This window comes from Anabaena sp. CCY 9402-a (genome assembly GCF_963920945.1).
Taxonomy (GTDB): Bacteria; Cyanobacteriota; Cyanobacteriia; order Cyanobacteriales; family Nostocaceae; genus Trichormus; species Trichormus minutissimus.
The window spans coordinates 35,852-44,330 of record NZ_CAWUDL010000058.1; the positions used below are offsets into that span (position 1 = coordinate 35,852).

8 protein-coding genes and 1 pseudogene are annotated in these 8,479 nt (G+C 40.9%); 6 read left to right on the forward strand and 3 right to left on the reverse strand.

The window, feature by feature from the left end:
• The first annotated feature begins 112 nt into the window (after positions 1-112).
• Positions 113-1,558, forward strand: coding sequence for a pentapeptide repeat-containing protein (locus ACM0OR_RS19890; RefSeq protein ID WP_414578236.1), 1,446 nt, complete (start codon positions 113-115; stop codon positions 1,556-1,558).
• Here ACM0OR_RS19890 and ACM0OR_RS19895 read toward each other — a convergent pair.
• Positions 1,555-1,818 carry a hypothetical protein gene (locus ACM0OR_RS19895; RefSeq protein WP_414578238.1) on the reverse strand — a complete coding sequence of 88 codons (264 nt, stop codon included), beginning with the start codon at positions 1,816-1,818 and terminating at the stop codon, positions 1,555-1,557. The genes ACM0OR_RS19890 and ACM0OR_RS19895 overlap by 4 nt on opposite strands.
• Positions 1,819-2,347: 529 nt before the next feature.
• Between ACM0OR_RS19895 and ACM0OR_RS19900 the strand changes: the two genes are divergently transcribed.
• The 3 genes from ACM0OR_RS19900 to ACM0OR_RS19910 all read left to right on the forward strand — a co-directional run bounded on the left by ACM0OR_RS19900 (position 2,348) and on the right by ACM0OR_RS19910 (position 3,526).
• The gene (locus ACM0OR_RS19900) at positions 2,348-2,845 is read left to right on the forward strand and encodes a hypothetical protein (RefSeq protein ID WP_199319452.1); all 498 of its coding nucleotides are present in this window, start codon (positions 2,348-2,350) and stop codon (positions 2,843-2,845) included.
• A 103-nt stretch (positions 2,846-2,948) separates the two neighbouring features.
• Positions 2,949-3,209, forward strand: coding sequence for an AbrB/MazE/SpoVT family DNA-binding domain-containing protein (locus ACM0OR_RS19905; RefSeq protein WP_414578240.1), 261 nt, complete (start codon positions 2,949-2,951; stop codon positions 3,207-3,209).
• Entirely contained in the window at positions 3,203-3,526 is a 324-nt protein-coding gene (locus ACM0OR_RS19910; protein WP_414578242.1) for a type II toxin-antitoxin system PemK/MazF family toxin, read from the forward strand. The genes ACM0OR_RS19905 and ACM0OR_RS19910 overlap by 7 nt, the downstream gene beginning before the upstream one ends.
• Positions 3,527-3,654: 128 nt before the next feature.
• Here the strand turns inward: ACM0OR_RS19910 and ACM0OR_RS19915 are convergent, their stop codons facing one another.
• Both ACM0OR_RS19915 and ACM0OR_RS19920 read right to left on the reverse strand, forming a co-directional pair.
• Positions 3,655-4,371 (reverse strand): class I SAM-dependent methyltransferase, encoded by a 717-nt coding sequence (locus ACM0OR_RS19915; RefSeq protein WP_414578247.1) that lies wholly within the window; start codon positions 4,369-4,371, stop codon positions 3,655-3,657.
• A gap of 51 nt (positions 4,372-4,422) precedes the next feature.
• Positions 4,423-5,991, reverse strand: coding sequence for a metallophosphoesterase family protein (locus ACM0OR_RS19920; protein WP_414578243.1), 1,569 nt, complete (start codon positions 5,989-5,991; stop codon positions 4,423-4,425).
• Between the two features lie 260 nt (positions 5,992-6,251).
• Between ACM0OR_RS19920 and ACM0OR_RS19925 the strand changes: the two genes are divergently transcribed.
• The gene (locus ACM0OR_RS19925; protein ID WP_414578245.1) at positions 6,252-7,610 is read left to right on the forward strand and encodes a GUN4 domain-containing protein; all 1,359 of its coding nucleotides are present in this window, start codon (positions 6,252-6,254) and stop codon (positions 7,608-7,610) included.
• A 433-nt stretch (positions 7,611-8,043) separates the two neighbouring features.
• Positions 8,044-8,424 (forward strand): annotated as a pseudogene (locus tag ACM0OR_RS19930) (hypothetical protein); the annotation flags it as partial.
• Between the last annotated feature and the right edge of the window lie 55 nt (positions 8,425-8,479).

Sequence of the window (8,479 nt, forward strand, 5' to 3'; positions counted from 1 at the left end):
GTAATCACCGCATCAGTAAATTCTTATGTTACAATAGTGAGACTATCTAAATAGTATATTACTTTCTATAAATTATAAGTAATAATTCTGTGTTGTGAGGAATATTACTAATATGTCTGCTAATCAGACAGACAAACTGTGGCGTTGGTTAATTGCCATAACAGTTACATTTGCCTGCTGTGTAACTCTCATTTTATTAGTGTTTTCAACTCCTGGAGAATTGTCAATTGAGCAACAATTGCAATACAGAAATCAAGGATTAACTACTATTGCGATCGCCTTTTTGGGATTAGGGATGGTAATTAACGCTTACTATACAGCTAAACGTGTAGATGCCATCCATAAAAGTGCGATCGCTAGTGAAAAAAATCTAGAAATTAATCTGCAAAATGCCAAACTATCCCAAGATAGATTAATTTCAGACCGCTTGATGGCAGCCATTGCCCAGTTAGGGCATGATAAAATTGAAACTCGCACCAGTTCCATTTATGTTTTAGAGAGAATTGCTCAGGATTTTCCGCAAGAACATTGGACAATCATGGAAATTCTTACAGCTTTTGTGCGGGAGAATGCTTGTATCAGGGACGCAGATAATAGAGAGGAAGATTCACCCACATACCTGAGCCAATACAAAAACAATGAGCGTCGGATACAACCAGAAGAATCCCCGAAAATTCGTAGGGATATTCAAGCAGCTTTGACTGTGATTGGTAGACGTAATTCGCAGCAAGACGATGAAAATAGAAAACTAGATTTACGGCATACTGATCTTAGACGAGCCGATTTGTTGGGGACTGATTTACAACGGGCAGATTTACGGGGTTCGGACTTACGGGGGGCTGATTTACGTAGTTGTTACCTCAGTGAAGCCAACCTAGAGAACGTTAAATTAGCTAGCTGTGTTCTTTATGAAGCCAACTTGTCGAAAGCCAATCTCCAAGGAGCAAATCTACAAGGAGCAAATCTGAATCGGGCTGATTTGTATGGCGCAAATCTGCGGGGGGCTAACCTTGTGGGGGCGAGTTTGCGTGCGGCTAACTTGCAAGGAGCTAATCTTTATAAAGCCAACTTACAACAAGCAAGTTTAAAAGTGGCTAACCTAACTGGGGCGAAGCTATTTCTGGCTAACCTGCAAGGTGCTAAATTGGGTAAAGCCAACTTGTATCTTTGTGGATTAATTGGGGCTAACCTGAATGGGGCGAATCTTAATGGTGCTAACCTGTGTGGGGCGAACTTGAATGCGGCAAAATTAGAAAACACAGAAATTTTATTTGCTGACTTCACAGAAGCTAGTTTGACGGAAACAGATTTACATAAAGCCAACCTGATGGGTGCAAATCTGCAAAGAGCAAACCTTTATCAAACGAACCTGACTTATGCCAACTTAGTAGGAGCAAACTTAGCTGATGCTGACTTCTATGATGTGAAGCTAGAAGGAGCGATTTTGACAGGAGCGAAAAATCTAGCATCTCAGCAGATTTGTATGGCAATTGGCGATCGCACAACGCGTTTACCAGATAACATCGAAGTACCTATACATTGGCCAAAGTCTAGTTAAAATGAGGAACTATGTTCTTCATCCCAACATTTGTTATCAAGCCACTGTCTCCCAGTATCTTCACAGTCAACTTTACTGTTAATCCAGGGAATTGAAGCAGGGTAGGTAGATTTATTTACAGGGTTTACAGGGAATAACAAAGATTTACCGAGCATAATACTAGCGGTTAAAAGAGCCGCCGCACAGGTTGTATAGACAAAAACTGTAGTAAAAACTTCCCAATAGATTTTACTTTTGTCCGGTTGTAAGCTATCTTTCATACTATTACTTACTCAAATTTTTAACAGTGATTTATGACAGTAATAAAATGGGAATCAATAAAGTAATATTCACTATCTCAAAGCTATTATTGGTAAAAAAGTTGATATTTTCTGTAATTTGAGAACTATATAATTACTGAACGGATGAAATCTAGTTTTGATATCAACTATTATCAGTTAAATTTATAGATAGGTTACTACCAAGAGCTTTAACTTAAGATTTTTACATTAAAAATAATATAAAGAATTGTTGCTAATTATTGAGTTTTAAGTCCAATGAAAAATGGATAGAGTATTACCTTACTATAGATAACTTTAGTATTTCTACTGAATAGAATTTTTATTTTTTTTGTGAATAAAATATTAAGTCCAGGTAATTTTGGTACTGGAAAATTTACGTAGATTGAGGATGAGGTCAATTGAGTAGGACAAATATCAGCCGAGTAGTAGGCGATCGCCTTTGCCGTATAGACCATTGGTGGCGCAGTGAGTTAGATTAGTGCTAATTTTACCCCTCTTATAAGTAATTGTGCTGTTAGTCCATCTCACTTCATTAAATAATCGTAATTCAGTGTTACGTTCTGGGATCAAGCCGCAATTTTATAGACAGGAATATCCCAAAGGTGTATTTGCCATGCCGGTTATTCCCGATTACTACGTTTCTCATCAGTGGTTGCGGGAACTCAAACGTTCTGGCCAACGGAATATCTGTGGAGTTTATTTTCGGATTCCTGATGAACAGGATGTCTACGTTGGACATTACAATCGGACTCACTTACACACAACTATTTCAGAAGCAGCCGCCATCATTATCCAGGCTGATAATCCACAAGGTTACGAAGTGTTTATTCCCCGCAAAATAGCAGCCAATGAGATTCAACGCGTTAAAGCTTTACCGCAAGTTTTAGGTTGGCGATACTATCCAGAGGCGCATGGACATAAACCCTGTGGATGTCCAGCCTGTTTACTCAGAGGGGAAATTAAATCACAGAAAATTCGCCAAGCTTGGAACGCAGACGAAAAGTAGAAATGTAGCATTGCTATGTCTCTACTTCCAATCGCCTGGTGCTTGAATATAGATTATTTAGTACATACAATGTAATTACTTGTGTTAATAGTTAGACAACCGTATGGGTAAAGCTATCAGAACGCGGATCGTTAAAATCGGTAACTCTCAAGGTATCCGTATTCCTAAACCTCTATTAGAACACAGTGGGATTAGTGAAGAGGTAGAAATAGAGGTGCAAGATAATTGTTTAATTGTGCGTGCAGCTTCTCGGAATCGTTCTGGTTGGGAGGAAGCATTTGCAAAAATGGCAGAACAACACGATGATGTTTTGCTAGATGAGGTAAGAGCTACAGAGTGGGATAATCTGGAGTGGGAATGGTAGCTAAACGGTTTGATGTGTTTTTAGTTAACCTTGACCCCACTGTTGGTAGTGAGATTCAGAAGACAAGACCGTGTGTAGTGATTTCACCTGATGAAATGAATCAATATATTGCCACAGTGATTGTTGCTCCAATGACTACGAAAGGTCAACTTTACCCTACTCGTGTTCTTTGCCAGTTTCAGGGTAAAGATGGACAAATTGTTTTAGACCAAATTCGCACGGTTGATAAAACTCGATTAGTTAAACATTTAGGTCAGATTAGTCCTGATGAACAAAAAACAGTTTTAGATACTTTAGCGGAAATGTTTGCAGAGTAATTAGGAATTACGAATTATTTCACCTTTGGGAACACCAAAAAATAAATTATCCGCAATTGATGGTTGGGTAGGGTGCGTCAGTATGAATAATTTCTGAGTATAGTTAGGTTCTATCGCACTGACGCACCCTACAGTTTGGATATTTTTTTATCTGGAAGTCCCTTTTCAAATATCATTAAATGTTGCTGGGGTAACAGGTTTTTGGTTTCTCTCCACACTAACCCAACAGCTTGCATTTCTTTGCGGACTTGCTTTTGCGTCATCTTGTGTAGCCGCTTAATCATAATAAAGGGATTTTCACCCCGGTACTCTGCCAGCACCACCTTACCACCTGGTTTTAAAGCTTTGACAATTCCCTGCATGACTTCTTGGGGATACTCAAACTCATGGTAAGCATCCACCATCAACGCTACATCTACACTGTTGGGTGGTAAGTTGGCATCAGTGGGAGTTGCTAAGACAGTCTCAACGTTACTGATATTTTTCTCTTCCTGGAAAAACTCGATAATCTCTAGCATTTCCGGCTGGATATCTACCGCCAACACTTTACCGTCAGTCAAGATAGGTGCAATGCGAAAACTTAAGTAACCTGTACCAGCACCAATATCAGCAACTACATTATCAGGCTTTAAATCTAGCGCATTAATAATTTTACTTGGCTGTTCCTCTGCTTCTCGCCTAGGTCTTTCTAACCAACCTGCGCCTGTGTGATTCATGAACTTGGCGATTTCTCTACCCAGATAATATTTACCAATACCATCGGGACTTTGCGATCGCTGTTCATAAATAGTCACAGTATTTGCAGCTACAACATGAGTATCTAGCAGCAAACACCCGCAAATCATCCCCATAATTACCAGCAAACGCAAAACTTGATTGATCATTAGTGTGCCTAATTAAATCACAAACTGTTCCAACTCGCGCTGAAACCACTCTTGCCCAACTCGTTCTGCCACCAAAGGTCTGACAATAAACTTAGGTGGATTCCCCTCTTTTACATCAATCCGCACGCAGGAGTATGATAGCCGCTTTTCTAACCCCTGGCCATGACGACCCACATAAAGTAATGAGTCGGCAACTTTCCGTAGGGTACTACCAGACGTATGATGAAAAATTTCTGACAACTCAGTCCCCTCTCGACGCTGACGACGGGGACGATGACCGCTACCACCAGAGATAAGACAGTTGAGGTGAGAATCAGCGTGTCCAGTGTCTACGGTACGGAGATATTCTAAACAGTGGGCGTGACCATTGAAAATTAAATCTACTAGGGGACGGTCTGTTACTAGAGAACCAAGAGTTTTTGCCACTTGATTCAACACCTCACGTAGACGGTGACGCACCGCCAAAGTTTGGGCTTGATGCCATTTGCTGGCTTCGGTGACGTAGGGGGGATGGTGGAAAAAGATAATTCGTCCCCGGACTTCGGAAGTGTGCCAAGACTCGATTAATCTGCTGCGTAACCAGTCTAATTGTTCCCAGTCAGTGGGAGGGCTATCGTGAGAAGCGAGTTGTTTTTCAATGTCAATTTTGATTTCGTTGATTTGGTCTAACTTCGCGCTGAAGTCATCAAGTTGTTCTGCGTCGGCGGGGTTATCTGGGTTGAGTTTGTCGCATTGTACTAAGATTTGTTCTTCTTCTCTATTTATTTCTTGGCGACGCTGTTGTAATTCCCGGCGGTACATATCTCCGGCTTTGGTGCTAGGGAGGGGAGAGGGTGTATTAAAGGTATTAGAATCAAGGGCAAAAAAATCTATGCCACCATAACGGAAACTGTAATAACGGTTGGGGACACGGGTAAACTCTCCCGGTACGTAACGCAGACAGCGACCTGAGTCAGTTTTAGCGGTGTAGTGATTATCTAAATGACGGTGTAATTCTTCTGGGGATGCGGTTGCAAGATAATCGAGGAAGGCTTTAGCATAGGCATCACCTTGATTAGAACCATGCCAACCAATCTCAAAATCTTTGTAACGCAGCATTCGCCGCAGTCTTAAAGTGCTACCTGTAATGAGGCGGTAGAAAAAAGGGACATCATAATAGTCATGATTGCCCAGTACAGGTAAAAAGGGTAGATTAAAAATCATGCGATCGCAAGCAATATTTTGGGGTTGCTCACCACCCACCAAAAATTCCCGGTATGGTTCGATAAAATTGGCTGGGTAATATTCATGAGAACCGACCACATAAATCACATCGCCGGTATGTAAGACAAAACTGCATTCATCTTTGTGGGAAAGCATGAGTTCGGCGACTAATCTTTGGGGATGATTTCCGTAATGGGGTTTTGTACCGCTATCACCCATGACTAAAAAAGAAAATTCCGGGTTGTCGTCCCGGTTATCGTCTATCACCATGCTGGTTTGGTCAATTCCCCGTTGCTTAATGCTGGGATGTTTCCATCGCACTCGTTCTTTCATTTTTTGAATTTTGACGGGAATTGACGGTTCGGAAATCAATTTCATTGGTGGTTATCTCCGAAGTGTTGAGGGGGGAGGTGCGTTACGCTGTCGCTAACACACCACTACATATACTGACGCACCTTACCAAACCCTGAATATAAGATAATTTCTTTTCTGATGCTCGCTAAAAGACTAGAGACACAAAATATTACACCCCTAAGAATACCTGTAATTGGCAACTAGAATATACTGGACTGTATATCACAACACTCCCGTTATCTTACACACATAGGTTAACAAGGGTAGTTCACTTTGACAAACCCATGATCATTTGGCAACCTGATCAAAAAATCAACAACGGTAGATTTATCATTCAGGGTAAACCCTTGGGTAGCGGTGGTTTTGGTATCACCTACCAAGCCTTAGAACCCAGCACAGGAAAACTATACGCCATCAAAACCCTGAATCAGCAAATGCAACTCAGGAGCGACTTTGCTGAACAACAGGTTAAATTTATTAACGAAGCCTTGACTATTAAAGGTTTTGACCATCCCCATATTCTCAAAGTTCATGAAGTCATCCAAGAAGGTGAACTGTTTGGTGTGGTGATGGAATATATAGATGGGGTAACTTTATTTCAATATGTCCAAGATCAAGGACAATTATCAGAAATGGAAGCATTAATATATATAGATCAAATCGGTCAAGCATTAGAATTGATTCATCAAAAGGGATACCTACACCGAGATATTAAACCTCAAAATATTATCTTCCGACAGCATAAACAAGAAGCAGTCCTCATTGACTTTGGTTTAACCCGAAATCTTGCCACCCAAAGCATGACTAACTCCTTCACTCAAGGTTATGCACCCATTGAACAATATAGACGCAAAGGTAATTTTGGCACTCATACAGATGTTTACGCCTTAGCTGCCACTTTATATTATTTGCTGACATCTGATGGATTGAAAAAAGAGGAAGAAGAACACCCCGTACCTGCACTCAATCGTAAGTATGATGATGAACCCTTACCAGAACCACGCAGTTATAATTCCCAGATTAGTCAGAGAGTGAATGATGCGATTCTCAAGGGAATGGCGTTAGAACCGGAAGAACGTACTCCCACAGTCTTAGAATTTCGGAAAAATTTAGGTTTGGTGAGTAGTGGCGGGGCAGAAGTACAATTAAACTCAGCTGTAGGGATGGACTACAGCAAACTGCGTGACTTACTCGCGGCTAGGAAGTGGGAAGAAGCAGATAAGGAAACAAAACGGGTAATGTTAGCGGTGATGAAACGGGAAAAAGAAGGTTGGTTACGAATAGAAGACATTGATAATTTTCCCTGTGAAGACCTCCGCACTATTGACCAGTTGTGGGTAAAATACAGCAATGGGCGGTTTGGATTCTCTGTGCAGAAGCGCATCTACCAAAGTTTAGGGGGAACGAGAAACTACGATAGTAAAATTTGGCAAGCCTTTGGCGACAAGGTAGGATGGCGGAAAGGAGGAGAGTGGTTGTACTACAGCGATATTACTTTTGATATCACAGAACCAGAAGCACACCTCCCTGGATGCATATGGGCGTATGATGCATGGACAGTGGGGGGAGCGTGGTGCTGTTTTGTGTGGGCCGAGAGGAAGCTGTCTTCTCTCGCGTCGAGACTTTTAAACTGTAACATATAAAGGTTACAGAAAATTATTAACTTTTATGAATAGGCAATTTCTCACAAATCCTTGCGGGTTCTAGGTTTCGGATACCTGTCACCGAGTTTTTTCTATGTACTCAAAAACGCTCTGCTTTTTGTAGTACATTATCCTTAGCTATAGGGTTAGGGTTATAACAATTCGCTTTAACAAAGTTAGACGCTACCCGTTCAATTTCCTCATTATCCATTTCCCAATCATCCCAAGGGACTTCCAACTGAAAAAATATGCAATTCAGTAGGGTGCGTCAGCGAGAGAACCTAACTAAACCGAGAAATTATTCATACTGACGCACCCTACCAACCCATCCATTAAAATTAGATATCAATGTTGGGTTTCGCTCCACTCAACCCAACCTACAATACTAATACAATAACTCTATTTTTTCTCCATAATCATCTACCATCAATTCATGACAGATAGTAATGAGCGCGCAGATTTTGACAGCCCGTGGAAAGAAATACTCGAAGCATATTTCCCCCAAGCCATGCAATTCTTTTTCCCGGAAACTGCTGCGTTAATTAACTGGGAACGTCCTTACGAATTTCTCAACACCGAATTTCAACAAATCGCCCGTGAAGCCGAACAAGGTAAACGTTATGCTGATCAATTAGTCAAAGTTTGGCAAATCCAAGGCGAAGAACTCTGGTTATTAATTCACGTAGAAATTCAAGCCCAAAAAGAAGATGACTTTAGTAAACGGATGTTTACTTACAACTTTCGCATCTTCGACAGATTTGAAAAACCAGCTATTAGTTTAGCAATATTATGCGACACCAACCGCCAATGGCGATAGGGAAAACGCATCTTATTTACTAATAAAAATTAAGAGAGATTTCAAAATGACA

Coding starts and splice junctions, on each gene's coding strand:
- ACM0OR_RS19925 (WP_414578245.1), top strand. CDS start 6,252: ATGATCATTTGGCAACCTGATCAAAAAATCAACAACGGTAGATTTATC.
- ACM0OR_RS19920 (WP_414578243.1), bottom strand. CDS start 5,991: ATGAAATTGATTTCCGAACCGTCAATTCCCGTCAAAATTCAAAAAATG.
- ACM0OR_RS19905 (WP_414578240.1), top strand. CDS start 2,949: ATGGGTAAAGCTATCAGAACGCGGATCGTTAAAATCGGTAACTCTCAA.
- ACM0OR_RS19915 (WP_414578247.1), bottom strand. CDS start 4,371: ATGATTTGCGGGTGTTTGCTGCTAGATACTCATGTTGTAGCTGCAAAT.
- ACM0OR_RS19910 (WP_414578242.1), top strand. CDS start 3,203: ATGGTAGCTAAACGGTTTGATGTGTTTTTAGTTAACCTTGACCCCACT.
- ACM0OR_RS19890 (WP_414578236.1), top strand. CDS start 113: ATGTCTGCTAATCAGACAGACAAACTGTGGCGTTGGTTAATTGCCATA.
- ACM0OR_RS19895 (WP_414578238.1), bottom strand. CDS start 1,818: ATGAAAGATAGCTTACAACCGGACAAAAGTAAAATCTATTGGGAAGTT.